Origin of the sequence: Alcanivorax sp., assembly GCF_017794965.1 — a bacterium.
In the GTDB taxonomy this organism is placed as follows: Bacteria; Pseudomonadota; Gammaproteobacteria; order Pseudomonadales; family Alcanivoracaceae; genus Alcanivorax.
The window spans coordinates 1,762,742-1,785,634 of record NZ_CP051240.1; the positions used below are offsets into that span (position 1 = coordinate 1,762,742).

General features: G+C 58.0%; 22 protein-coding genes. 10 read left to right on the plus strand and 12 right to left on the minus strand.

Annotated elements, in window-relative coordinates:
• Positions 1-29: 29 nt before the first annotated feature.
• The gene (locus tag HF945_RS07865) at positions 30-743 is read left to right on the plus strand and encodes a hypothetical protein (protein ID WP_290525182.1); all 714 of its coding nucleotides are present in this window, start codon (positions 30-32) and stop codon (positions 741-743) included.
• Between the two features lie 189 nt (positions 744-932).
• Here HF945_RS07865 and HF945_RS07870 read toward each other — a convergent pair whose 3' ends face one another.
• Positions 933-2,111: a VWA domain-containing protein gene (locus HF945_RS07870; protein ID WP_290525183.1), complete on the minus strand. Its 1,179-nt coding sequence runs from the start codon at positions 2,109-2,111 to the stop codon at positions 933-935.
• 7 nt (positions 2,112-2,118) lie between these two features.
• Complete coding sequence (locus HF945_RS07875; RefSeq protein WP_290525184.1) at positions 2,119-2,961, minus strand: MoxR family ATPase; 843 nt, start codon at positions 2,959-2,961, stop codon at positions 2,119-2,121.
• Between the two features lie 127 nt (positions 2,962-3,088).
• Here HF945_RS07875 and HF945_RS07880 point away from each other — a divergent pair, with 127 nt between their 5' ends.
• A complete protein-coding gene (locus HF945_RS07880; protein ID WP_290525185.1) occupies positions 3,089-3,805 on the plus strand; it encodes a 16S rRNA (uracil(1498)-N(3))-methyltransferase in 717 nt (238 codons plus the stop codon).
• A 327-nt stretch (positions 3,806-4,132) separates the two neighbouring features.
• Here HF945_RS07880 and rluB read toward each other — a convergent pair whose 3' ends face one another.
• The 6 genes from rluB to HF945_RS07910 all read right to left on the minus strand — a co-directional run bounded on the left by rluB (position 4,133) and on the right by HF945_RS07910 (position 9,919).
• Positions 4,133-4,978, minus strand: a complete 846-nt coding sequence (gene rluB, locus HF945_RS07885) for a 23S rRNA pseudouridine(2605) synthase RluB (protein ID WP_290525186.1) — start codon at positions 4,976-4,978, stop codon at positions 4,133-4,135.
• Complete coding sequence (gene scpB / locus HF945_RS07890; RefSeq protein ID WP_290525187.1) at positions 4,971-5,939, minus strand: SMC-Scp complex subunit ScpB; 969 nt, start codon at positions 5,937-5,939, stop codon at positions 4,971-4,973. The genes rluB and scpB overlap by 8 nt, the downstream gene beginning before the upstream one ends.
• A gap of 2 nt (positions 5,940-5,941) precedes the next feature.
• Entirely contained in the window at positions 5,942-6,868 is a 927-nt protein-coding gene (locus tag HF945_RS07895) for a ScpA family protein (protein WP_366492822.1), read from the minus strand.
• Between the two features lie 18 nt (positions 6,869-6,886).
• Positions 6,887-8,101 carry a tryptophan--tRNA ligase gene (locus HF945_RS07900; protein ID WP_290525188.1) on the minus strand — a complete coding sequence of 405 codons (1,215 nt, stop codon included), beginning with the start codon at positions 8,099-8,101 and terminating at the stop codon, positions 6,887-6,889.
• A gap of 273 nt (positions 8,102-8,374) precedes the next feature.
• Positions 8,375-8,998 (minus strand): L-threonylcarbamoyladenylate synthase, encoded by a 624-nt coding sequence (locus HF945_RS07905; RefSeq protein ID WP_290525189.1) that lies wholly within the window; start codon positions 8,996-8,998, stop codon positions 8,375-8,377.
• Between the two features lie 69 nt (positions 8,999-9,067).
• Entirely contained in the window at positions 9,068-9,919 is an 852-nt protein-coding gene (locus tag HF945_RS07910; protein WP_290525190.1) for a PHP domain-containing protein, read from the minus strand.
• Between the two features lie 124 nt (positions 9,920-10,043).
• Here HF945_RS07910 and HF945_RS07915 point away from each other — a divergent pair, with 124 nt between their 5' ends.
• The 3 genes from HF945_RS07915 (at position 10,044) to HF945_RS07925 (ending at position 11,876) form a co-directional block, all read left to right on the plus strand.
• On the plus strand, positions 10,044-10,769 hold the full coding sequence (locus HF945_RS07915) for a VC0807 family protein (RefSeq protein ID WP_290525191.1): 726 nt from the start codon (positions 10,044-10,046) through the stop codon (positions 10,767-10,769).
• A gap of 23 nt (positions 10,770-10,792) precedes the next feature.
• A complete protein-coding gene (locus tag HF945_RS07920) occupies positions 10,793-11,092 on the plus strand; it encodes a YciI family protein (RefSeq protein WP_290525192.1) in 300 nt (99 codons plus the stop codon).
• Between the two features lie 121 nt (positions 11,093-11,213).
• Positions 11,214-11,876, plus strand: coding sequence for a TIGR04211 family SH3 domain-containing protein (locus HF945_RS07925; protein ID WP_290525193.1), 663 nt, complete (start codon positions 11,214-11,216; stop codon positions 11,874-11,876).
• 40 nt (positions 11,877-11,916) lie between these two features.
• Here the strand turns inward: HF945_RS07925 and HF945_RS07930 are convergent, their stop codons facing one another.
• A complete protein-coding gene (locus HF945_RS07930) occupies positions 11,917-12,942 on the minus strand; it encodes a hypothetical protein (RefSeq protein ID WP_290525194.1) in 1,026 nt (341 codons plus the stop codon).
• Between the two features lie 118 nt (positions 12,943-13,060).
• Here HF945_RS07930 and HF945_RS07935 point away from each other — a divergent pair, with 118 nt between their 5' ends.
• The 3 genes from HF945_RS07935 to HF945_RS07945 are packed head-to-tail and all read left to right on the plus strand — an operon-like array spanning position 13,061 to position 17,042.
• Positions 13,061-13,960, plus strand: a complete 900-nt coding sequence (locus HF945_RS07935; protein ID WP_290525195.1) for an acyltransferase — start codon at positions 13,061-13,063, stop codon at positions 13,958-13,960.
• Positions 13,961-14,011: 51 nt separating this feature from the next.
• Positions 14,012-16,570 (plus strand): DUF349 domain-containing protein, encoded by a 2,559-nt coding sequence (locus tag HF945_RS07940; protein WP_290525196.1) that lies wholly within the window; start codon positions 14,012-14,014, stop codon positions 16,568-16,570.
• Positions 16,563-17,042 carry a DUF4442 domain-containing protein gene (locus HF945_RS07945; protein WP_290525197.1) on the plus strand — a complete coding sequence of 160 codons (480 nt, stop codon included), beginning with the start codon at positions 16,563-16,565 and terminating at the stop codon, positions 17,040-17,042. Before HF945_RS07940 ends, HF945_RS07945 begins: the two co-directional genes overlap by 8 nt.
• A 5-nt stretch (positions 17,043-17,047) precedes the next feature.
• On the opposite strand, the gene HF945_RS07950 is transcribed toward HF945_RS07945, so the two are convergent.
• Both HF945_RS07950 and HF945_RS07955 read right to left on the minus strand, forming a co-directional pair.
• Entirely contained in the window at positions 17,048-17,662 is a 615-nt protein-coding gene (locus HF945_RS07950; protein ID WP_290525198.1) for a DUF924 family protein, read from the minus strand.
• Positions 17,655-18,338, minus strand: a complete 684-nt coding sequence (locus HF945_RS07955) for an arylesterase (protein ID WP_290525199.1) — start codon at positions 18,336-18,338, stop codon at positions 17,655-17,657. Before HF945_RS07955 ends, HF945_RS07950 begins: the two co-directional genes overlap by 8 nt.
• On the opposite strand from HF945_RS07955, the gene HF945_RS07960 reads away from it, so the two are divergent.
• Together HF945_RS07960 and HF945_RS07965 are read left to right on the plus strand one after the other, a co-directional pair.
• The gene (locus tag HF945_RS07960) at positions 18,337-19,014 is read left to right on the plus strand and encodes an ABC transporter ATP-binding protein (RefSeq protein WP_290525200.1); all 678 of its coding nucleotides are present in this window, start codon (positions 18,337-18,339) and stop codon (positions 19,012-19,014) included. The genes HF945_RS07955 and HF945_RS07960 overlap by 2 nt on opposite strands.
• Positions 19,007-21,406 (plus strand): FtsX-like permease family protein, encoded by a 2,400-nt coding sequence (locus HF945_RS07965; RefSeq protein ID WP_290525201.1) that lies wholly within the window; start codon positions 19,007-19,009, stop codon positions 21,404-21,406. Before HF945_RS07960 ends, HF945_RS07965 begins: the two co-directional genes overlap by 8 nt.
• On the opposite strand, the gene HF945_RS07970 is transcribed toward HF945_RS07965, so the two are convergent.
• Complete coding sequence (locus tag HF945_RS07970) at positions 21,400-22,596, minus strand: multidrug effflux MFS transporter (protein ID WP_290525202.1); 1,197 nt, start codon at positions 22,594-22,596, stop codon at positions 21,400-21,402. The genes HF945_RS07965 and HF945_RS07970 overlap by 7 nt on opposite strands.
• Positions 22,597-22,893: the final 297 nt, after the last annotated feature.

Genomic DNA, 22,893 nt, shown 5'->3' on the forward strand with positions numbered 1-22,893 from the left:
GTTTCTTTTACAGACCCCGAGGGACAACCATGACACAGCCATTTGTGGCCTTCCCCTGCTCCGCCGAACTGCGCAGTGAAACCGAGAAGTTAATCATCAACCTGCACATGGGTGTGTCCGAGCCGCAGAACAAACTGGCCATGTCCACCATCGAGCTGCTGATTGAGGACCTGCTGGATGGCTTCCTGCTCAAGCTGATTGATGTGCTGGAAATGCAGAATTTCATGGCCAAAATGGTTCGCAGCACCGCAGGCACCATCAACAAGGCGGGCTCCTCCATTGCCAGCGCCTCCCTGAAAAAGATGGACAACAAGCAACTCCGCCCCATGGGAGAGCACGTTGCCGGCCTGATGCTGGATGTTGAGGTTGAAGGTGAGATTCAGCCCTGGATGGGGGTGCCGGTTACCGATGACCTGTCCAGCGATATTGATGGTCTGCTGGTGGGCTTGCGTGGTGATAACCCGAAGGAATATGTTCCGGTGGCCATGGACGTGCTGGACAAGCTCACTGACCAGGCTGTTGAGGTCTACATCAATGAGTCCGTGCGACTGCTGCAGGTAGGCATCGTACTGCGCAAGATGGCCAGCGCGGCGACGTCCGCCGTGAAAGGCGCCATGCGCCTGATGCTGAAGAAAACCCTGCCGGACCTGGACGACAACCAGCTTCGCGCCCTCGCCGACTATATTGATCACCTGCATATCACCGATGGTGAGCCAGTGAAGATCATCGACAACGCGGCGTGAATGTATGCCGGATGCCGGACGCTTGATGCCGGACGGAAAAAGCAAAAAGGCCGGACATTTGTCCGGCCTTTTGGTTTTTGGCGATGTTACTCATCAAACCGCTGTGGGAGCGTGCTTGCACGCGAATGACGGATACCAAACCCTTCGCGTGCAAGCACGCTCCCACAAGGTGTGGCATCAGGAGCAAGTTCACTTGCTCAAGTGCCTCATGGCCTTTTCCAGGCCTTCCAGGGTCAGCGGGAACATATTGTGTTCCACCAGCTGCTTGATCCACTGGGTTGAGGTGGTCATCTGCCAGGCGCGCTCGGGTTCCGGGTTCAACCACACCACCTTCTCGTAGGTCTCCATGATGCGCTGGAACCAGACCGCCCCGGCCTCATCGTTCCAGTGCTCCACGCTGCCGCCCACAGAATTCACCTCGTAGGGGCTCATGGCGGCATCGCCCACAAAGATCACCTTGTAGTCGCTGCCGTACTTGTGGAGCACGTCCCAGGTGGACATCTTCTCGTCCCAGCGACGGCGATTATCCTTCCACACGTATTCGTAGACGAAGTTATGGAAGTAGAAGTACTCCATGTGCTTGAACTCTACCCGGGCGGCAGAGAACAGCTCTTCGCAGATCTTGATGAAGGGATCCATGGAACCGCCCACATCGAAGAACAGCAGCACCTTGGCGCGGTTCTCCTGCTCGCGACGCATCTTGATGTCGAGCAGGCCGGCATTGGCGGCGGTGGAGCGGATGGTGTCGTCCAGATCCAGTTCTTCCTGGTTGCTGGTGCGGGCAAACTTGCGCAGACGCCGCAGGGCCAGCTTGATGTTACGGGTACCCAGCTCCACGGAGTCATCCAGATTACGGAATTCCCGCTTCTCCCAAACCTTCACCGCCTTCTTGTTCCGGGAAGGGCCGGTCATGCGAACCCCTTCCGGGTTGGCACCATGGCCACCAAAGGGGCTGGTACCGCCGGTACCCACCCACTTGTTACCACCCTGATGGCGCTTTTCCTGCTCTTCCAGGCGCTTGCGCAGTTCGTCGAGGATCTTTTCCAGGCTACCCAGCCCTTGCAGTTTCTCTAACTCTTCCTGGCTCAGGTTCTTTTCCAGTTCCTTGCGCAGCCATTCGTCCGGAATCACCTTGCTGAGCCAGTCCGGTTCCAGTTCTTCCAGCCCTTCAAAGTAACTGGCGAAGGCTTGATCGAAGCGGTCATAGAACTTCTCATCCTTGACCATCACCGCCCGGCTGAGCATGTAGAAATCTTCTACAGAGCCAAACGCCACATGGGCCTGCAGGGCTGAACAGAGATCCAGCAACTCACGCAGCGTTACCGGAACCCGGTAGCGGCGCAGATTTTCAAAGAAACCAATCAGCATGGAGTTATCAGCTTTCGCGACGATTCATGAAGGCCAACCGCTCAAGCAGCTGCACGTCCGATTCGTTCTTGAGCAGTGCGCCGTACAGCGGCGGCACCGCGCTCTTGGTATCCCGGTTGCGCAGCACGTCTTCCGGAATATCGTCGGCCATCAACAACTTCAGCCAGTCGATCAGCTCACTGGTGGACGGCTTCTTCTTCAGGCCCGGCACCTTGCGCAGGTCGAAGAAGATCTGTAGGGCTTCAGTGACCAGGTTCTTCTTGATCTCGGGATAATGCACATCAACGATGGCCTGCATGGTCTCGGCATCAGGGAAGTTGATGTAGTGGAAGAAGCAGCGACGCAGGAAGGCGTCCGGCAGCTCCTTCTCGTTGTTGGAGGTGATGATCACAATGGGGCGCTGCTTGGCCTTGATCAGCTCACCGGTTTCATAGACGAAGAACTCCATGCGATCCAGCTCCTGGAGCAGATCGTTGGGGAATTCGATGTCGGCCTTGTCGATCTCGTCGATCAGCAATACCACCTGCCCTTCGTGGGTGAAGGCCTCCCACAGCTTGCCTTTCTTCAGGTAGTTGGACACGTCTTCCACACCCTCTGCACCCAGCTGGGAATCACGCAGGCGGGAGACCGCATCGTACTCATACAAGCCCTGCTGGGCCTTGGTGGTAGATTTCACATTCCAGGAAAGCAGGGGCAAGCCCAGGGATTCGGCCACCTGTTCGGCGAGCAAGGTCTTGCCGGTGCCGGGTTCGCCCTTGATCAGCAAGGGGCGCTTTAGCGCGATGGCGGCGTTGACCGCCATTTTGAGGTCATCAGTGGCGACGTATTGGTCGGTACCCTGAAACTGCATGAATTTCTCCACTCTTTGGTGCTTCCGAGACAAGTGTGCAACTCTAACAATCTGATTTCCGGGCGCAAAGGGCCGTTTGAGCCAAGGAAACAGTGATTTACGTCAGGGCTGTGCCATAATCCGCGCCATGAATCTGCTACTTCTCACACCAGAACAGCACCTTGCAGGGGCCCGATGGCGGCTGACACCCCGACAGGCGCAGCATGTCCTGACAGTCCTCAATGGGGTGCCGGGTCAGCAAATACGCGCAGGACTACTGAATGGTGACGTGGGATTAGCCACAATAGAAACCATTAAAAACAGTGAGATAGAGGTATTTTTTAAAGCAGATTCGCAGCCCGTGTCTCCTCCGGGACTCTCCCTGTTGCTCGCCCTTCCCCGCCCGAAGATGCTCAAACGCCTGCTCATCGACGCCACCAGCCTGGGGATTAAACAGATTGTGCTGATCAACAGCTGGAAGGTGGACAAGAGCTACTGGCAGACCCCCAATCTCAAGGCTGATCTGCTTCGTGAAAAGATGTTGCTGGGGCTTGAGCAGGCTCGCGATACGGTGCTCCCGACCCTGACCCTGGCCCCCCGCTTTCGACCGTTTGTGGAAGATAACCTGGATAGCTGGGCGGGCAACAGCCAACGCATTCTTGCCCACCCCGGCGACCATCCCCCCATGCCGCACAGCCAGACCTCACCAACCACCCTGGCCATTGGCCCCGAAGGCGGTTGGACCGATTATGAGGTGGAGATGCTGCAGAAGCAGGGATTCAGCTGTTTCAGCTTCGGCTCGCGCATATTACGGGTAGAAACTGCCCTGCCCGCCCTGGTGGGACGGTTAATGCAACTGCCCTGAAAGCCTTGTTTTACCACAGAGATCACGGCGTTCACTGAGCAAAACATAGTCAGCGTTAACGCATGCTTGGGCTGTAGGAGCGCCACTTGGGGCGCGAATCGAGCGCCAGCGAGTAACGCAAAGCGAAAGGCTATAACACCGCCAAACACGAGTGTTTTGCTCTTCGTAACACGCTTCTCGCAACGCTCATACAAGCTGTTCGCGGCTCGAGCGCCGCTCCTACGGTAAGGCTGTGCAACCAAGGAGCACAGAGATCACTGCTTCACCAAGGCATTTCCTCAGTAAACGCTGTGATCGCTGTGGTGGTAAAAACCGTCTTACAGGATTTTAACGACGGTAGGGTCCGCGGCGGGCTTTGCGGGGGGGCTTGCTGCCTTTCTGGTGGCGCAGGCGGGCTCGACCGTACAGGCCGGTATATTTTTTACCCTTCAGCTCAACCTTGTCGATCAGGCCCTGAATCTGCTGGGGCTCCAGCTCCATCCAGCGCCCCTGACGGAGCTGCGGAGGAAGACGCAGATCGCCAAAACGAATCCGCATCAAGCGCGCCACATCCAGGTCCTGTGACTGAAACAGGCGCCGGACTTCACGGTATTTACCGCCTACCAGCGTGACCTTGTACCAGTGGTTGGCACCCTCTTCCGCACCACCGGCATCCTCGATGGTCTCGAATTTGGACACCCCGTCTTCCAGCAGCACACCGTCCAGCATGGCTTGCCGTTTTTCCGCGGTGAGCTCACCACGCACACGCACGGCATATTCGCGCACGAAGCCATTGGAGGGATGCATCAGGCGGTGAGCCAGCTCCCCATCCGTAGTGAACAGCAGCAGGCCGGTGGTACTGATATCAAGACGCCCCACCTGTACCCAGCGCAGGCCATTCAAACGCGGCAGATTATCAAACACCGTGGGTCGACCTTCCGGGTCGTTGCGTGAACACACCTCGCCCGGAGGCTTGTGGTACATGATCACACGCTGTTCGATGTCTTCTTCTGGCTTCACTTTGATTGTCCTGCCATCCACTCGGAGCACATCTTCAGGGCCAACCCGGTCACCCAGAGTGGCGATATTGCCATTGACGGAAACCCGACCTGCCTCGATCCAGGTTTCCAGTTCCCGGCGTGAACCCAGGCCCGCCCGGGCCAGGACCTTCTGCAATTTTTCCGTTTCACTCATGACGATTCGGGCTGTCCTCGGTATTGGCAGCCTCAGCGGCTGTCACGTCAGCGAAGTGCTCTTCACTGCTCTCATTACGGTCTTCACTGTTGCCCTGTTCGTCCTCGACGGGCGCTTGATCCCTGTTTTCTTCTGCAGTGCCTTGTGATGTGTCTTCGCCATCATTGTCTGCCTGCCGAGCAGGCTTGCGGCGGAATTCATCCTCGAAACTGGCCAGCACGGCATCCACGTTATCCATGCTCATCAGGTCCGCTTCATCCACATCCGGTTCTTGCTCCAGCCCCGGGAAGCTCTCCTGGTCGCTGGGCAGCCGGGCTTCGTGCTCCTCTTCCAGCAACCCCTGACCATCTTCACCTTGCGGCGCTTCATCATGGTCACCGGGGGCGGCGTTTACCGGGGGAACATCGGTGAGTTCAAGTTCTTCGTTGACCTTGTCCAGATCACGGATTTCCGAGAGCGGCGGCAAATCCTCAAGACTTTTCAGGTCGAAATAATCCAGGAACTGCCGTGTGGTGGCGAACATGGCAGGTCGGCCAGGCACATCGCGATGCCCCACCACACGCACCCAGTTTCGCTCCAGCAAACTTTTGACGATATGCGAGCTTACCGAAACGCCACGAATCTCTTCGATTTCGCCACGGGTAATGGGCTGGCGATAAGCGATCAGGGCCAGGGTTTCCAAAATGGCCCGGCTGTAGCGGGGCGGTTTTTCCTGCCACAGCCGGCTGACCCACTGCCCCAGCTCGGGACGTGCCTGAAAGCGGAACCCGGACGCCACCTCGCGCAGATAAATACCGCGATCGGCATAGTCTTCCGCCAGTGACTCCAGCAGCTTGGCCAACTCCGGTTTGCTGGGCTGATCTTCTTCGTCGAACAGCATCAGCATGGCATCGCGATCCAGCGGCCCTTCAGCAACCAGGATAGCGGCTTCAATCACTTTCTTGATCTTGTCAGCGTCCACGCTTACCCCTCGGTACCGTCATGGGCGTCATTCTCCGTTTCCGGCTCGTCTTCCAGCTCCAGCTGGGCAAGCACGTCTGATTCTTCCATCACCAGGGTCTTGGCCTTTACATGGATCGGCGCAAAGGGTTCGTTTTGAACCAGTTCGATCAGGGCCCCCTTGACCAGTTCCAGTACGGCCAGAAAGCTCACTACCACCCCAAGCCTGCCCTCTTCCGGGTTGAACAGCTCGATGAAGGGAACGAATTCTCGACCCTTGAGCTTGTCGAGCACATTGGCCATGCGCTCACGGGTGGACAGCTTCTCGCGGGAGACCTGGTGACTTTCGAACATGTCTGCCCGGTGCATGACCTCCTTGAGGGCCAGCAACAGTTCGCGCATGTCCACATCCGGCTGGGCTTTCTCCCGGGTGTATTCTGGACGTTTGGCTGCCGCCGGGAACACGTCCCGTTCCAGCCGTGGCAGCTCGTCGATGTCTTCGGCCGCCTTCTTGAAGCGTTCATATTCCTGGAGACGACGAATCAACTCAGCGCGCGGATCTTCGCCTTCCTCGTCATCGTCTTCGGACTGGCGCGGAAGCAGCATGCGCGACTTGATCTCGCCCAGCATGGCGGCCATGACCAGATACTCCGCCGCCAGCTCGAAGTTCATGGCCTTCATCAGCTCCACATACTCCATGTACTGCACGGTGATGGTGGCCACCGGCACATCGAGGATGTCCAGATTCTGGCGTTTGATCAGGTAAAGCAACAGATCCAGCGGTCCCTCGAACGCTTCCAGGAACACTTCCAGTGCATCCGGCGGGATGTACAGATCATCCGGCAGCTTGGTAATTGCCTTGCCGTAGACCAGCCCGAACGGCATCTCCGCCTGCTGGGCGTGCTGCCCATCAGGGGGGGGCTGCGTTGTCGGTTCTGCCGTTTCCGTCATCGTCGTTCCCTGGCCGCGTTAGCGGTAGTTCAGGCCCATGCTGACACGCACTTCTTCCAGCGTGGCGCGTGCGGCTTCACGAGCCTCTTCACAGCCCTCTGCCACAATGGTGCGCACCAGATCCGGGTTACGCAAATGCTCCTCGGCACGCTTGCGAATGGGCTCCAACTCTTCCTGAACTGCCTCGATAATCGGTTTTTTGCAATCCAGGCAACCGATACCCGCGCTGGTGCAACCGTCACGCACCCAGTCCCGGGTGGGTTCGTCGGAATACACCATGTGGAACTGCCACACCGGACAGTTATCAGGATTGCCCGCATCGGTGCGACGAACCCTGGCGGGATCGGTGGGCATACGGCGGATCTTGCTTTCCACTTCCGCCGGCTCTTCACGCATGCTGATAAAATTGCCGTAGGACTTGGACATCTTCTGCCCATCCAGCCCGGGCATTTTGGACGCCGGCGTTAACAATGCCTGGGGCTCCGGCAGGATGACCTTGCCGCCCCCTTCCAGATCGCCCAGCAGGCGCTCCTTGTCACCCAGAGTGATGTTCTGTTGGGCGTCGACCAGTGCGCGCGCGGTTTCCAACGCGGTTTCGTCGCCTTTTTCCTGATACTGACGACGATGATTCACATAGATCTTCGACTGTTTCTTGCCCATTTTCTTGATGGCCGCTTCCACCGCTTCCTCGAAGCCCGGCTCGCGCCCGTACAGGTGATTGAAACGGCGGGCCACTTCGCGGGTCAATTCCACATGGGCAACCTGATCGGCACCCACCGGCACCTGACCGGCCCGGTAGGCAAGAATGTCGGCGGATTGCAGCAGCGGATAGCCCAGGAAACCGTAAGTGCTGAGATCTTTTTCGCGCAGTTTTTCCTGCTGATCCTTGTAGGTGGGAACCCGCTCCAGCCAGGACAAGGGTGTCATCATCGACAGCAGCAGATGCAACTCCGCATGCTCGGGCACCTGGCTCTGGATAAACAGGGTGGCGGAGCCCGGGTTGACCCCGGCGGCCAGCCAGTCGATGACCAGATCCCACACATGGCGCTCGATATTCTGGGGATTTTCGTATTCCGTGGTCAGCCCATGCCAGTCAGCCACAAAGAAAAAGCATTCGAATTCATGCTGCAGACGCACCCAGTTCTTGAGCACGCCATGGTAGTGCCCCAGGTGCAGGCGGCCAGTGGCTCGCATGCCGGAAACAACGCGCTGGGAAGAAACCACGGAACTCAAAATCAACTCCTTATGCCCGATCAGTGCCACCACCCTCGATCAGGCGCCAGCAAAGCAAGCGATTATACGGTGAACAAGGGGATCAGGGACAGCATAATGCCGTCCCGACGGGCGTCACTGGCTAAATCTTCGCCAATGGACCAAATAAATGGTTAACCGCAAAGCTGACTGAACATCAGGGTCAGCAAACATTGCTCCGATTCTCACATCAAAACCGAAATCACCTCCGTCCACTCCTGGAAAGATGTGTTATGCCGCAATTCCGCGATAAACCTAATAAATGCTGTCGAGGGGGCCAGCACCTTCACGAATCACCTCTGGTCCCCCGCCATCTACCAGGGAGATCACCGTGGTCTCCTGAACCCCGCCAAAGCCTCCATCGATGACCAGATCCACCTGCCCCTGCAGGAAATCACGGACGTCCTGAGGGTCGGTCAACGGAAACTCGTCATCCGGCAAGTGGCAGGTGGAGGTCATGATCGGCTGGCCATGCTCAGCCAGCAGCGCCTGACAGATGGGATGGTCCGGCACACGGATACCGATGGTGCGCTTCTTGGCATCCATCAGCCGGCGCGGCACTTCAGTGGTGCCATTGAGGATAAAGGTATAGGGCCCAGGGGTATGCGCCTTGATCAGGCGATAATCCGGGTTTTCCACCTTGGCATAGGTCGCCAGTGCAGAGAGGTCCTCGCACAACAGGGTAAACTGGTGCTTCTTGTCGAGACGGCGCAGCCGGATCAGTCGATTGAGGGCATTCTTTTCCCCGATACAGCAGCCCAGTGCATAAGTAGTGTCCGTCGGGTAGGCAATCAGCCCGCCTTTGCGGATCACGTCCACCGCCTGACGTATCAGCCGCGGCTGGGGTGTTTCCGGATGAATATAGAGCACTTCAGTCATGCTGATTCCGCTTTCGTTCTGTCTCTTGAATGATATGCAGCTTTAACTTTGAGCTTCAACATTTTGTTTTTATTGATTAAAGCTCTGCCAAACCGGTGTGGCTCCACGGGGGATATCTGGAAGACGGCCCAATGCCAGCCACTTCTGTTCTGGCGAGTGGAAGTCGGAGCCCGCGGACACCTTCAAGTCAAAATGCTGCCAGCATTCATTAAGCAGTTCCTGCTGCTGACGGGTGAGACCGGGCATGGCCACCTCCAATCCGTCCCCCCCCTGCGCCTTGAATGCGGTGAGTAATTGCCTCAGTTTCTTGCGGGTAAGGCCGTAGCCATGGGGATGCGCCACTACCGCCTGTCCGCCCGCTGCGTGTATATCCTCGATGGCCTCTTCCATGCTGCACCAGGGGGTGGCCACAAAGGCAGACTGGCCCTGCTTGAGAAACCGGTTGAACGCATGACGGCCGTTGCGAACCCGCCCAGCCTGCTCCAGGTATTTGGCAAACCAGGGGCGACCTGGTGCCTGGCTGTCAGCCAATTCGCAGGTGCGCTCATAGCTGTTCGCCAGTCCTGCCGCCTTGTCCAGGCGTCGGCCAATTTCACGGGCGCGGTTCACCCGGGCCTGTTGCTGACTGGCCACCCGCTCACACAACTGGGGATTGTCGCTATCCAGCCCCAGGCCGAGTATGTGGTATTCCCGATTGTCATGTCGCACCGAGAACTCGATCCCGTTGATCAACCGGATACCACGCTCTTTCGCAGCCTGGCGAGCTTCAGGCAAGCCCGCCAGGGTGTCGTGATCCGTCAACGCCAGGGCAGTTACGCCATAGTCAGCCGCCCGATTCACCAGGTCCGCAGGCGACAGCGCACCGTCCGAGGCCAGACTGTGGCTATGCAGATCGAAACACTCTGAATGCTGAATTGACATGGAACCGGGCACCTTTAACAAGGTCGACAACCTATCATATTGCAGGGTGAATTGCTGCGCCGATGTGGTTAACATCTGCGCCTGCGCTGCCCTTATTCACAAGCCAAGGTAAAATTCGTCCCGCATGACCAACTCAACCGACACAGAACGCGCCAGCGCACCGCCTGCGAAGAAAGAAAGCCTGCTCGCCAATCTGCTGCTGAACATCATCATTCCCACCCTGATTCTCAGCAAGCTGTCCAGCGACGAGTACCTGGGCACCAAGCTGGCCATTGTGGTCGCACTGGCGTTTCCCTTTGCCTACGGCCTCAAGGACCTGATCGGCAACGGCAAGGTCAACTTCTATTCAGCACTGGGCATTGTCAGCATCATGCTCACCGGCGGGATCGGGCTGCTGGAACTGGATGCCGAATACATGGCCATCAAGGAAGCGACCATCCCCGGCATTCTGGGTATCGCCACGGTAGGGTCGCTCTACACCCGCTGGCCGTTGGTGCGCACCTTTGTCTATAACGACAAGATCTTTGCCACCGAAAAAATCGCGGCAGGCCTGGCTTTCAAGGGCACCGAGACTGATTTCGAGCGCACACTGACCACCGCTTCGTGGATGATTGCGGGCTCGTTCTTTGTATCATCAGTCCTGAATTACGTTCTGGCCAAGGTGATTCTGCAAAGCCCGCCCGGCACGGTGGCCTTCAACGAAGAACTGGCCAAAATGACCGCATTGAGCTATCCGGTCATCGTCATACCGTCCATGATCATTTTCGCAGCCGCCCTGTTCTATCTAATACGCCGACTTACCCGGCTCACCGGGCTGAGCTTTGAAGAAATGCTGGAACAACACAAGTAATTACCACCTGAAAGGATTCTGACATGCTGTACGCCATCATCAGCCAGGACGTTGCGGATTCACTGCCGTTACGCAAACAAGCCCGCGCTGACCACCTTGCCCGATTGGAATCCCTGCGTGACCAGGGGCGTCTGGTGCTGGCTGGCCCCCACCCAGCCATCGACAGTGACGACCCCGGGGAAGCGGGCTTTACCGGTTCTCTGGTCGTGGCAGAATTCGACTCCCTGGAAGCCGCGCAGCAATGGGCAGACGCCGACCCCTATATCGCGGCCGGCGTTTACGCCGGGGTGGTGGTCAAACCGTTCAAGAAAGTGCTGCCCTGACACATCGCTTTGCGATTTTTTACAAAGCCAACAGGGTAAGCCACCCGAATTGTGATTATTGTTGCGCCGTAGCCTGCTCCCGTGCAGTAGACTGCGCCGCTTGAACAAAGGAGCCCCTCCAATGCTTAAACGTCTGACTCTCGCGTTGTTCCTGGCTGCCAGCTGGGGCAACACCCATGCTGCGGCGGCCTGGGTAGACGACAGTATCTATGTGCCCATTCGGGCAGCGGCCAATCCTGGTGGGCGCATTGTTCACCGCGGTATCAAAAGCGGTACCCGGGTCGAGTTTTTCGGTTTCGATGGCGACTGGGCCAAGATTCAGTATGGCGATATCGAGGGGTATATCGGCAAGCAGTACCTGAGCCAGTCTCCCACTGCCGCCATTCTGCTGGAGCGGGCCCGCAGTGACAGTGAGGCAGCCAAGGCCGAAGCCGCCAAGCTGCGCACCCAACTTGCCGAGATCAAGGGCGAGCGGGATGCCCTGGCCGAACAGTCCCAGACGCTAAAGGATTCACTGACCTCCCGGAGCGATGAACTGGAACAGCTCCAGGAAGTGGCCTCTGACCCCATTCGTCTCGACCAGGCAAACCGTCGCCTCAATGAAGAGCTGAGCCTGCTGCGTTCTGAACTGGATCAGGTTAAGGCTGAAAACGTGATGCTGCGCAGCAGTAATCGCTATCGCGAGTGGCTCACAGGCCTGGCCATCCTCGGTGCCGGCCTGGTGATCGGCTTGATCATGCGCTCCCGCTCAGGTCGTCGCCGCACCAGCGGCTGGGCGAACTAGTTCGTCTGCTCCCGGGCATGCAGGCCATGCCCGGGCGCCATCAGTGGTAAGGAAGGCCGGCCTGAACCTCGAGCCGCAACACCACCCCGGAAACACCCTTGTAATTCTCTTCCCTGGGCCAGAATACATAGGGCTCGACCTCATAGAAGAACCATGGTCGCCAGACACTGCGACGGAATCGCACGCTGGTTCGCCAGGTCTTTACCGCAGAAACCGGGCTGGTGAAACCATCAAAGCCGGCACTGGCGCCAATACCACTCTGATCGCCAAGACGAAAATAGACACTGGCGGACTGATTGAAATACCAGCCCCGCTCCATTTCGTTGAACTCTTCACTGATCTCCCATTCGCTGGCCAGGCGCACCGTGGAGCGTTCGGTGAATGGCCGGTCAATCTCGAACAGGCTGTTGGCCCCGAATCCATCCGGGTCTTCCCAGTACATTTTCTCCGTAAAACGAAAGGTGGCCAGGGTATTACCTACCGGGGTCGTGAAGCGGTAGCGTCCCCTGACAAAAGCCGTGAGCTCTGAGCGGACGCCGGCATCCAGATCCACATCCATGCGGTCAGGCATATTGACCATCCAGCGAAGGGCAGCACGATACCCGGTATTGTTTTCCCCCACTTCCTCTGGCCGGCTGTCCAGATCGTTGCGCAATTCGTCACTGGTGTCGTCATCATTGCGGAACATCAAGCTGAGGCGGTGCTGTGCATTGGGCAATTCCACACGGGCGCGCACCTTCAATTCGCTCTCGTCACCATCATGCTCCTGGAAACGGGACGCTCCGATTACGCGCAGCTGGGTGCCGGGCTCTTCGCTGTAGACCTCGTTGGGACCACCAAAAAAACCATCGACCCAGCGACTTGGTCCGCAGACCGTCCGGGACATCCAGCTATGGGTGCGATCTACCCAGCCATTGCGGTCACTATGGTGGGTACAGGGATGCGCACTCTTCCCCACCACTTCAGCCGGTGCCGGATCGGTGTCTTGTTCTGTTTCTGCATACACCCCGGGCACCAGGAAAATCCCCGCAACAAGCCAGAAAGACTGGCAAAACTTCCTGTTCATTGTCACAGAATAGCCCTACCGTAAAGCCTTCTACCAACAGTTTTTGACCGAAACCGAATGGGACTTATGAGCGGTCATTGGGTAGCATTCCCGAAGGCATTTAGATTAAGACTCGACTATGAATAACTGGCATAAAATTCGTGGCATCGCCGCTCTCATCGGCATCGTCATCAACACCCTTATCCTCTGCCCTGTCCTTTACCTGTTTGTGCTGCTTCGATTGGTACTGCGTTTTGAAAAGGCCCAAGTCATGCTCTCCAGGGTGCTTGTCGCCATTGCAGAGACCTGGATTGCCATCAATAACCTGATCGTTGCCGGCACCAGCCGGATCAAATGGCAGGTTTCCGGAATGGATCGTCTGGACCGGGACCAGTGGTATCTGGTCACCTGCAATCACCAGAGCTGGGCAGACATTCTGGTTCTCCAGCGTATTTCCAACCGCCGGATTCCGTTCCTCAAATTCTTTCTCAAGCAGGAGCTGATCAAGGTGCCGGTTCTGGGGCTGGCATGGTGGGGGCTGGATTTCCCCTTTATGAAGCGCTACACCAAAGAGGAAATTGCGAAGAACCCGGAACTCAAGGGCAAGGATCTGGAAACCACACGCAAGGCCTGTGAGAAGTTTGCCTACTTCCCTACCTCGGTGATGAACTTTTTTGAAGGTACCCGCTTCACCCAGGCCAAACATGATCAACAGCAGTCCCCCTACCAGTACTTGCTCAAACCCAAGGCCGGTGGCGCCGCGTTCACCCTGGGGGCCATGTCCGGGCATTTGCGAAATCTGCTTGATGTGACCATTATTTACCCCCCGGAAGCCCCCCGCTCCCTGCTTGCCTATCTGGGTGGCGCCATGGAGAACGTTGAGGTAGTTGTGACCCAACGTGTGATTCCGGCTTGGGCTTCAGAGGGTAACTATGAAGCCGATCCTGCCTTCCGGGAACGATTTCAACAATGGATTGCTGAACTCTGGGAAGAAAAGGACACCCTTATTGCATCAAGACTGGAGCAGCAGCAACGCTGACAGACTCCATTACAGAACAGGATGCCCGGCAAAGACCGGGCCTGGAATTCTATGTTTGGTCGATTTCTCAAACCGCGCTGGCAACACACCAACCCCGACATACGCCTGAAGGCCATCGAAAGGATGTCCGCTGTTGCAGAAGGCGACGCTCTTGCCCAGCTGGCACGTGGCGACGCCAGTGATCTGGTCAGGGCGGCAGCAACCACCAGAATCACCGATTTAAACCTGCTCGACGACATCCTGAATCAGGATAGCGCCCCTTCCGTGCGGGAATCCGCCTCCATGCGAATCATGGCGCTACTGGCCGGCACCTGCGAGGAAGCCCCGCCCCATGACACCCGTCTGCGCCTGGTTCGACTGACCAACAACCCGGATGTCCTTGCCCATGTGGCCAGACACAGCCCTGACGAACGCTGCCAGCAGGCAGCCATTGAACGCCTCGATAACCCGGCGTTGCTGATGACGCTGGCCGTGGATGGCCCCAGTGAACCCGTGCGCGTCAGTGCCGCCCAGCGCATTAACACACTGCCCGATCTGAAACGCCTGGCACGGGAAGGCCGAGACAAGCGGGTTGTGCGAATCGCCCGTGATGCCGCCAAGGCATTACAGGAACAACAACAGCAACAGAACGCGGAATCAGCGCGGGTTATCCAGCTGGCTGATCGTTTTGAGCAGCATGCCCGCCGCCGTGTGGATGCCCTCTACGGGCCACGCCTTGAGCAACTGGAGCAGCAATGGCAGGAGTCTGCCAGTGTGGCCACTCCAGAGCTTGCCTCCCGGGTTAATCAGGCGCTCAATCGCTGTCGCTCTCAACTGGCAGAATTGCAGGAAGAACACCGCCGAAAAGCCCTGGCTGAAACGGCTGAAATGGAAAGAAATGCAGCGTGCCGAACACTCTATCAGTTGCTGGGTGAAGCCAGTGGCGAGACCTGGGAACATCAGCTGGGAGAGTTGCGTTCTGCGCTTGCCACCCAACAGCGGCGCTGGCAGGGGGCCAGCCAGCAAAGCGAACCGGCCACTCATGAACGGGATGCCTTCGATAACCTGACAGCGGCCTTCCAGGCCATGCTGGACCTGGCGGCAGAGGCCAACGACAACCGGGACAACCCGGAAAAACTGGCCAGCCTGGCACAGCAATGGCCGGCGGAATACGCCCGCCCTCCTCTGCTCGATGCCATTGTCGAGAGCACCGGAAAGGAACCGGCCCCGGACAAGAAAACCACCAACCCGCACCGGGGGCTACTGATCGCCCTGAAACGGGAACTGAGCAAAGGCAACCTGCGGCATGCCAACCGGCTATGGCACAAGGCCGAAGCCGTAATCGCCGAAGGGGACGCCCCGCAACTGGCCCGCGAGCTTGAAAAGCTCACCCCCAGACGCGCCGAACTACAGGACTGGCACCGTTTTGCAGCCGAACCCAAGAAAGTGGAACTGTGCGAGAAGATGGAATTGCTCGCAGACAGCACCATGGATGCGCCACAACTGGCCAGCGCCATACAGGCACTGCATGAGGAATGGCGCAGCCTGATGAGCTCGGATCAAGATGAAGATCAGGCCTTGTGGGATCGCTTCAAGGCCGCCACCGACGTGGCTTACGAACCCTGCAAGGCCCACTTTGCTGAACAGGATGCCCAACGCAAGGCCAACCTGGCGAAACGGATTGAACTCCTTGAACAGCTGGAAGGCTTTATCAATCTGCAAGACTGGAGCAAGGCCGACTGGGAGGGGATCTGGCAGATTCGCCAGCAGGCCCCGAGAGACTGGCAGCGTCATCACCCGGTACGCTTTACCGATGCCCGTGATGCCCAGAAACGGTTTTCTGCCGCGTTATCCACCCTTGATGAGCAACTGGAAGCGCATAGCAAGGAAGCAGAGAACGAGCGCAACGCATTGATCGCCAATGCGGAGAAAATCTCACTGGACGGTGACGATCTGCGCAATGCCATCCAGCAGGCCCTGGATATCCAGAAACAGTGGCGCAACACCGCCTGGCTACCGCCCGCACGCCACCGCCCACTGCAAAAAAAGTTTCGCAAAGCGATTGACCGCGTTTTCAAGGCCAGAGACAAGCAAAAAGAGGCAGAGAAGACCGCCCAGTCTCAACGCCAGGCGGTGATTGGCGAGCACCTGGACGCACTGGAGCAGGCACTGGTTGCCGAATTTTCAGACGCCAATGCCGCCACGCTGAAACACACCCTGTCAGAGCTCGATGCGGCCAGTGATGGCCGGCTACCTGCCGGACTCAACAAGAAAGTGCAGCAATTGCGTCGCCGCGCCCAGGAGCGCCTTGCCCGACTGGACGACTGGCAGGACTGGCATCGCCTCCAGGAGCAGGTCCTGGCTCTGCCCGCTGAAGACGCCAGTAACGACGCCATGCTGGTGATGGCCGTGGCGTTTGAAGCCCTTGCAGGGGTGCCCTCACCGGAGGCCGAGCGGCAACGTCGCCTGGCGTGGCAGCTGGAAACGCTCCCCTCTGCAATGAAGAAGCAGGGCTTTGCGGTGATGGATGAAATGCGCAAGCTGCTCAAGGAGCATGTTGGCGGTATCAGCGAAACCGAGCGCAAGCGGCTGCTTGATGCTCTGGCAGTGTTGGAGCCTGGCAATGCGTAAGTTACTCGGTCGTTTTGCCCGCAGCCCTGCGGGGTTGCGCTGGTTTCTCAATCTTTATGGCCCCTATCTGGGGGCCGGCGTCCGGGTGGATTACCTGGCGGAAGACTTCCGTGAACTCAAGGTTTCCATGGGCCTGCACTGGTACAACCGCAATTATGTGGGCACGCATTTTGGCGGCAGCCTGTACTCCATGATCGACCCGTTCTACATGCTGATGGTCATGAATGTGCTTGGGCCAGACTATGTTGTCTGGGACAAGTCAGCCAGCATAGACTTCATTCGACCCGGCAAGGGCCGCGTGTGCGCCCACTTCCATCTCTCGGATGAAACCATCGACCGGATCAGAAAGCACACAGCGTCAGGGGATAAATATCTCCCTCAATGGGATATCGACATTGTCGATGAACAGGGTCAGTGCGTGGCCCGGGTCAGCAAGACGCTGTATATCCGCCGTAAGCCCAGCCAGTCCTGAAAACGTTATTGCCCAAAACGCCCACTCTCATCCAGAAAGCTCAGCTCCTCCCTGGTGCTTTCCCGCCCCAGCACCTTGTTACGGTGCGGGAAACGCTGAAAACGGCGAATGATTTCGGCGTGGTGTCGAGCAGATGCCAAGTGCAGTTTCACATGACTGGCAGCAAAGTCGGGGGCCTGTTTTTCCACGTCCATCAGCGTCTGGATACACAGGTCCTGTAGATCAGGATCCTCGGCGTGCATTAACGGCATCACGAAAAACACCTGCCCGCACACCGGCAGCTGTGTATTCATGCGCCGTGACAGCCCTTCCACAGCCAGTGTGGCAGCACGGTGATCGCCGGCAAAGGCATTGGCGCTTCCGCGATAGATATGGCGAGTGAACTGATCGAGAAGCAGAATCAGGGCCAGCCTTGATTCAGGGTGCCGCTCCCACTCCACCAGCTCCTGCTGCAGGGCCGCGCTGACCGCATCACCAAAGCGGTGTTCGATTTCAGCATCATCGCCCTTGGTCGCTCGAAACCACTTGCGGGTGGCGGGATCACTGGGCCAGCCACGGCTCATGCCGTCCTCGAACCAATAATCCAGAATACTTTCCCAGGGCGACATGAGATCAAACATGTTCATCCCCCTGATCAACCCCTTCGTTCCCGGCATAGCAATCGGGAAGCACTGGCCCGAGTACGGATTCTGCATTGCGCAACAACAGTGATTGCGCCTCTACCGTGGGGTGAATGCCATCCTCCTGAAAGCCTCCGTTGTCGAGAATCCCTTCCAGAAAGAAAGGCAGGAAGGCAACCCCCTGCTGACTGGCAACCTGGCGAAACTGTTGCTCGAACAAGCGAGTGTACTGTGGCCCGTAATTGGGCGGAATCCGCATGCCCAACAGTACCGGGGTGGCACCACTGTCACGACTCAGGGCAATCATGGCTTCCAGGTTGTTGCGCATGGCAATGGGGGACAGCCCACGCAAACCATCGTTGCCACCCAGCTCAATCACCACGATGTCCGGCTTGTGGGTACCCAGCAATTCAGGCAGCCGGGATTTTCCACCGGCGGTGGTTTCCCCGCTTACTGACGCATTGATCACCCGTGCATTGCTGCAATAGGGTTTCAGCTTCTGTTCGAACATATGTACCCAGCCCTGGGACTTTTCCATCCCGTAGGCGGCACTGATACTATCGCCAAGAATCAATACAGACTGTGCCTGGACAGAACCCGAGACCAGAATTGCGGTCACAAACATCAGCACAGCCATTACCTGACGACGCTGCAACATGAGTAGCCTGACAAACATGAATGACACTTCTCCGGTATTAAGCGCACAGCACCTTGGTAAAGAGGTTAACGGCCCGGAAGGGAACCTGAAACTCCTGCAGAATATCACGTTCGACGTCTTCCCCGGAGATAGCGTTGCCATTACCGGGCCTTCAGGCTCTGGCAAGTCCACATTGCTATCGTTGCTGGCAGGCCTGGATACCCCCACTTCCGGTTTAGTCACTCTCAAGGGCGAATCGTTCAGTGATCTGAATGAAGACCAGCGTGCACGCCGCAGGGGACAACACTGTGGCTTCGTTTTTCAGCAATTCCAGTTGGTGGCCGATTTGACGGCCATTGAGAATGTGATGTTGCCCCTGGAGATTCTTGGCCGTTCAGGCCCACGGAAGACTGCACAGCAGTGGCTCGAGCAGGTGGGACTGGGCAAACGCCAACATCACTATCCTGCCCAGCTATCCGGCGGGGAACAGCAACGCGTTGCGCTGGCCAGGGCATTTGCCGTCTCCCCTGCCCTGCTGTTTGCTGACGAGCCCACCGGCAGTCTGGATTATGCCAACGGCCAGCACGTGGCAGATCTGCTTTTCCAGCTGAACAAGGAACAAGGTACTGCGCTGGTGCTGGTGACCCATGACCCGGCGCTGGCCGAACGGTGTCAGCACGCGTTCACGCTGAATGAGGGGCAGCTCAGTGATTAAAGCCTGGCGCTCCAACGCATTCCGGTTACAGGCACTGGCTATTTTCATCGCCGCGCTGGCGATGACCACCATGCTGGTACTGCGTAACAGTGTTGATGATCGCTTTAACCAGCGCACCGCAGTGGCACTTGGGGGTGACCTGGTTCTGGAAGGTACCCGTCTTCCTGAACCCGAACAGCGAGAATTATTGTTGTCGCTGCCTCACACTGAAACCGCCAACTTCGCCAGCGTACTCATGCATGACGAGCAGTTCCTGCTGGCCAGCGTGCGAGCTGTCTCACAGAGCTACCCGCTCTACGGTGATCTGCAAATCAGTAACGACCGATTTTCTTCCCCTTACATCGCCCCGTCCGGGCCAACCTCTGGCCATATCTGGCTGGCAGGTCAGGCGCTGGACCGCTTGCAGCTTTCTGTGGGAGATACGCTTTCTCTGGGTGAGCGCGAGTTGGTGATTGAGCGGGTAATTATTCAGGAGCCTGATCAGCAATCCGGTTTCTACAGTATGAACCCGCGGGCCCTGATCGCCCTGTCCGATCTGGAGAGCACTGGCGTGCTTGGCGCGGGCAGTCGCTATCGCCATCATCTGCTGGTTGCCGCAGACGACACTCAACGGGAATCCCTCCAGGCCGCATTGCAACCCACCCTGCGCCCCGACCAGGAAGTGGAGACCGTTGCCAACACGCAGTTGCGGGAACGGGGCCCCATCCAGCAGCTGTTCCTGTGGTCGCAGCTGGCCATCATGCTGGTGGTACTACTTTGCGCTGCCGCCATTTTTCTCACCTCCCGCTACCGGGCTCGCCAACAACAGACGCTTTGTGCCGTCATGAAAACGGTGGGCGCCTCTCAACGACAAATAGCACAACGGCTACTGGGTAGTGATGCGCTTGCCCTGCTGGTCCCGGCAATACTGGGCGTGGCAGTAGCATCCCTACTGGGCGCATTCATTGCCGAACGGCTCGACAGCCACATCGGTAACCAGTGGCCGGCGGCGTTTCAGGGCCTGACCGGGCCGGTCCTGCTTTGGCTGGGGTTTGCAGCCCCCACCCTGTGGCAACAACTGTCATTGTCTCCCCTTTCCTTACTGCGCAGCGCGGACGAACAGGCATCCAGAGCCCCCCTGGTAATTGCCCTGCTGACCCCCATCCCACTGGCGTTGTTGCTCACCGGCTCCCTCACCACCCTTTGGCCTCTGCTTCTGCTCACCTGTGCCGTGGCTATCGGCCTGCCGGCGCTGCTCTGGCCACTGGTCATGCTGGTGGACCGGCTGCTACGAAACAGTTCGCTGCCAGTAAGGCTGGCATTCCGTCGGCTCAGTCGTCGCAAGGCCACCACCCTGCCCCTGTTGGCCGCACTGATTATTTCCTTGTCCGTCCTGGCCATGTCCATGCAGGCGGGTCGACAATTGCTGGATGACTGGCAGAGCACCTTGCCTGAGCAGGCGCCTAACTATTTCGTGATCAACCTGTTCGACCAGGACCTGGACGGATTCAGAAAATGGCTGGACCAGCATGGCAGCGAATCCCAGCCCCTCTACCCTGTAGTGCGTGCCCGTCTCACCGCCATCAACGGCGAATCCGTACGGGACGCTGTGACAAAGGAAGAAGATCGCGCTGAAAGAGCACTCAACCGTGACCTGTCTCTGACCGAAAGTAATAGCCTGCCGGACAGCAACGTGATGAGCGAAGGCCATCTTGCCGGGCAGCCCGGTGAAGTCACTGTGGAAACCAAGCTGGCCGAATCACTGGGGCTGGCCCTGGGTGACGAGCTCACCTTCACCGGATCAGCCACGCCGATCACGGCCACCGTCACCGGGTTGCGGGAGGTTGACTGGGAAAGCTTCGCGCCCAACTTCTATTTCATGTTTGCCGAAGGGACCCTGGATTCACAGAATCGGACCTGGATTACGAGCTTCTACATGCCCGTGGAAAACAGTGCGGAGCTGGGCGAGCTTGTCGCGCTTTATCCGCAAATCAGCCTGCTTGATGTGAATGCCATTCTTGAGAATCTGCAGGAGATTGTGGCCCAGGCCAGCCAGGCTGCGTTTATGGTCGGCGCCTTGCTGATGATCGCAGCCCTGCTGGTGCTGGGGGCGGCATTGCTGACCACCGCTGAACAATTGCGTCGTGACAACCGTCTGTTGGTAACGTTGGGCGCAGACAACCGCTTGCTTCGCAAGACGGCCGCTTTTCAGGCGCTGTTCATGGCGGGCGGAGCCGCTCTGCTGGCCACCCTGATTCACGCTGTTGCCCTGTGGCCCCTGGGTGAGCGGCTATTTGATGGTGAACTGCCGCTAAGCGCCTGGCTTGCCCTGCCCTGGCTGTTACCCCTGGTATTGACGTTGCTGGCGATCGCCCTGCCTCCCTTGAAGGAGAAACAGCACAACCGTCAGTGACGTGGCGCGCTGTGTTTTTCAGGCGTCAACAACAGGAACAATGCCAGCGCAGCGACGCTGGCAATCACCATCAACAGGGTCATGGGCAGCGGTGTGCCATTGTGCAAGGTCCCCAGCACGGTCCCCACAATGCCTGCCAGCAGAAATTGCAGTGCGCCATTGAGCCCTGTGGCCGCCCCGCTGTCACGCTCAAACAAGCTCAGGAAGCAGGCAATGCCGTTGGGCATCACCAGTGCCATCATTCCGCACACCACCATGATCAGCGGAATAACCATCCACAGCGTCAAGAATCCGGTCACGGCCAGCGCCAGCAGGATCACTGCGGCGCTGCTCTGAATCATCAGCCCCACCCGCATGATTGCTGCCGTGTCGTAGTACCTCAGCAACACCACATTCAGCCGGTTCATTGCCAGCATGGTGACCACATTGGCGCCAAACGCGATGGGAAACTGTGCGGCACTGAGCCCGAAGTAGTCCATATACAGAAAGGCTGCATCGGTAATGAAAGTGAACATGGCACTAAAAGACAGACCGTTGGCCAGAATAAAGCCCATGGCCCGACGCTGGCGGATTACCCGGCCATAGGACGTGAACAGCCTTTTGCGAAGGGGCTCCTCGCCGCCCTGTGAGGGCACCTTTGGCAACAGAAACGCGACCACCAGCGCCAGTAGCAGGCCGTACAGTGCCAGCATGAAGAAAATACTTTCCCAGCCCGCCAGATGCAGTAGAAAGGAGCCAATCGCCGGGGCCAAAAGAGGCGCAAGCAGCATCACAAGGCCAATGGAAGTGAGTACCCTGGCGGCCTCCTTGCCGGAGAAGTGATCACGCACAGAGGCCGCGGCGATGACCGCTGTGGCGCCCCCGCCCAGGGCCTGAAGGAAACGTAGCAGGTAGAGTTGTTCCACATCCGAAGCAAAGGGAATCAGCAGACTGCCCGCCACAAACATGACCAGTCCGATATAGGCAACCGGCTTGCGGCCAAACTGGTCGGAGAAGGGACCGCCCAACCACTGCCCTGCAGCCACGCCGAGCACATAGACGCTCACGGAAATCTCCACATCATGGATCGGTACCTGAAAATGGCCGGCCATGGTCACCAGTGCAGGTAGATAGGTGTCAATCGCCAGGGGCCCCAATGCGATCAGGGTGCCAAGAATGATGGCAAGACGTCCGGGGCTGATGGTTGGCATAAATCACTTCCGTCAGGAGAAAAGAGCGGCAAGTCTAGCCCAGCCAAACCGCCGCTTCACCAAGATTTGAACCGGATTCATGAATTGATCATGAAGCAAGCACCTGAACCCCTCAAAACGTAAAAGGGCCCAGAAAGCAGTTGCCAGTGGCTGAACAGGCTGTGACTATTAGCCCGAACCATTATGAGTGTACTGCATGCTTTCTGCGTCAACCGAATGGCGCGCCGGCGATGTCTGCCCGGCTGCCACCTTTTTCTGCCTGATCCCCGCCCAATCCTGTTCCCAGACACCTGACCG

Excerpts from the sequence above, each read along its gene's own strand:
- HF945_RS07865 (WP_290525182.1), top strand. The coding sequence starts at position 30 with ATGACACAGCCATTTGTGGCCTTCCCCTGCTCCGCCGAACTGCGCAGT.
- HF945_RS07870 (WP_290525183.1), bottom strand. The coding sequence starts at position 2,111 with ATGCTGATTGGTTTCTTTGAAAATCTGCGCCGCTACCGGGTTCCGGTA.
- HF945_RS07875 (WP_290525184.1), bottom strand. The coding sequence starts at position 2,961 with ATGCAGTTTCAGGGTACCGACCAATACGTCGCCACTGATGACCTCAAA.
- HF945_RS07880 (WP_290525185.1), top strand. The coding sequence starts at position 3,089 with ATGAATCTGCTACTTCTCACACCAGAACAGCACCTTGCAGGGGCCCGA.
- rluB (WP_290525186.1), bottom strand. The coding sequence starts at position 4,978 with ATGAGTGAAACGGAAAAATTGCAGAAGGTCCTGGCCCGGGCGGGCCTG.
- HF945_RS07895 (WP_366492822.1), bottom strand. The coding sequence starts at position 6,868 with ATGACGGAAACGGCAGAACCGACAACGCAGCCCCCCCCTGATGGGCAG.
- HF945_RS07905 (WP_290525189.1), bottom strand. The coding sequence starts at position 8,998 with ATGACTGAAGTGCTCTATATTCATCCGGAAACACCCCAGCCGCGGCTG.
- HF945_RS07910 (WP_290525190.1), bottom strand. The coding sequence starts at position 9,919 with ATGTCAATTCAGCATTCAGAGTGTTTCGATCTGCATAGCCACAGTCTG.
- HF945_RS07915 (WP_290525191.1), top strand. The coding sequence starts at position 10,044 with ATGACCAACTCAACCGACACAGAACGCGCCAGCGCACCGCCTGCGAAG.
- HF945_RS07920 (WP_290525192.1), top strand. The coding sequence starts at position 10,793 with ATGCTGTACGCCATCATCAGCCAGGACGTTGCGGATTCACTGCCGTTA.
- HF945_RS07925 (WP_290525193.1), top strand. The coding sequence starts at position 11,214 with ATGCTTAAACGTCTGACTCTCGCGTTGTTCCTGGCTGCCAGCTGGGGC.
- HF945_RS07930 (WP_290525194.1), bottom strand. The coding sequence starts at position 12,942 with ATGAACAGGAAGTTTTGCCAGTCTTTCTGGCTTGTTGCGGGGATTTTC.
- HF945_RS07935 (WP_290525195.1), top strand. The coding sequence starts at position 13,061 with ATGAATAACTGGCATAAAATTCGTGGCATCGCCGCTCTCATCGGCATC.
- HF945_RS07940 (WP_290525196.1), top strand. The coding sequence starts at position 14,012 with ATGTTTGGTCGATTTCTCAAACCGCGCTGGCAACACACCAACCCCGAC.
- HF945_RS07945 (WP_290525197.1), top strand. The coding sequence starts at position 16,563 with ATGCGTAAGTTACTCGGTCGTTTTGCCCGCAGCCCTGCGGGGTTGCGC.
- HF945_RS07950 (WP_290525198.1), bottom strand. The coding sequence starts at position 17,662 with ATGTTTGATCTCATGTCGCCCTGGGAAAGTATTCTGGATTATTGGTTC.
- HF945_RS07960 (WP_290525200.1), top strand. The coding sequence starts at position 18,337 with ATGAATGACACTTCTCCGGTATTAAGCGCACAGCACCTTGGTAAAGAG.
- HF945_RS07955 (WP_290525199.1), bottom strand. The coding sequence starts at position 18,338 with ATGTTTGTCAGGCTACTCATGTTGCAGCGTCGTCAGGTAATGGCTGTG.
- HF945_RS07970 (WP_290525202.1), bottom strand. The coding sequence starts at position 22,596 with ATGCCAACCATCAGCCCCGGACGTCTTGCCATCATTCTTGGCACCCTG.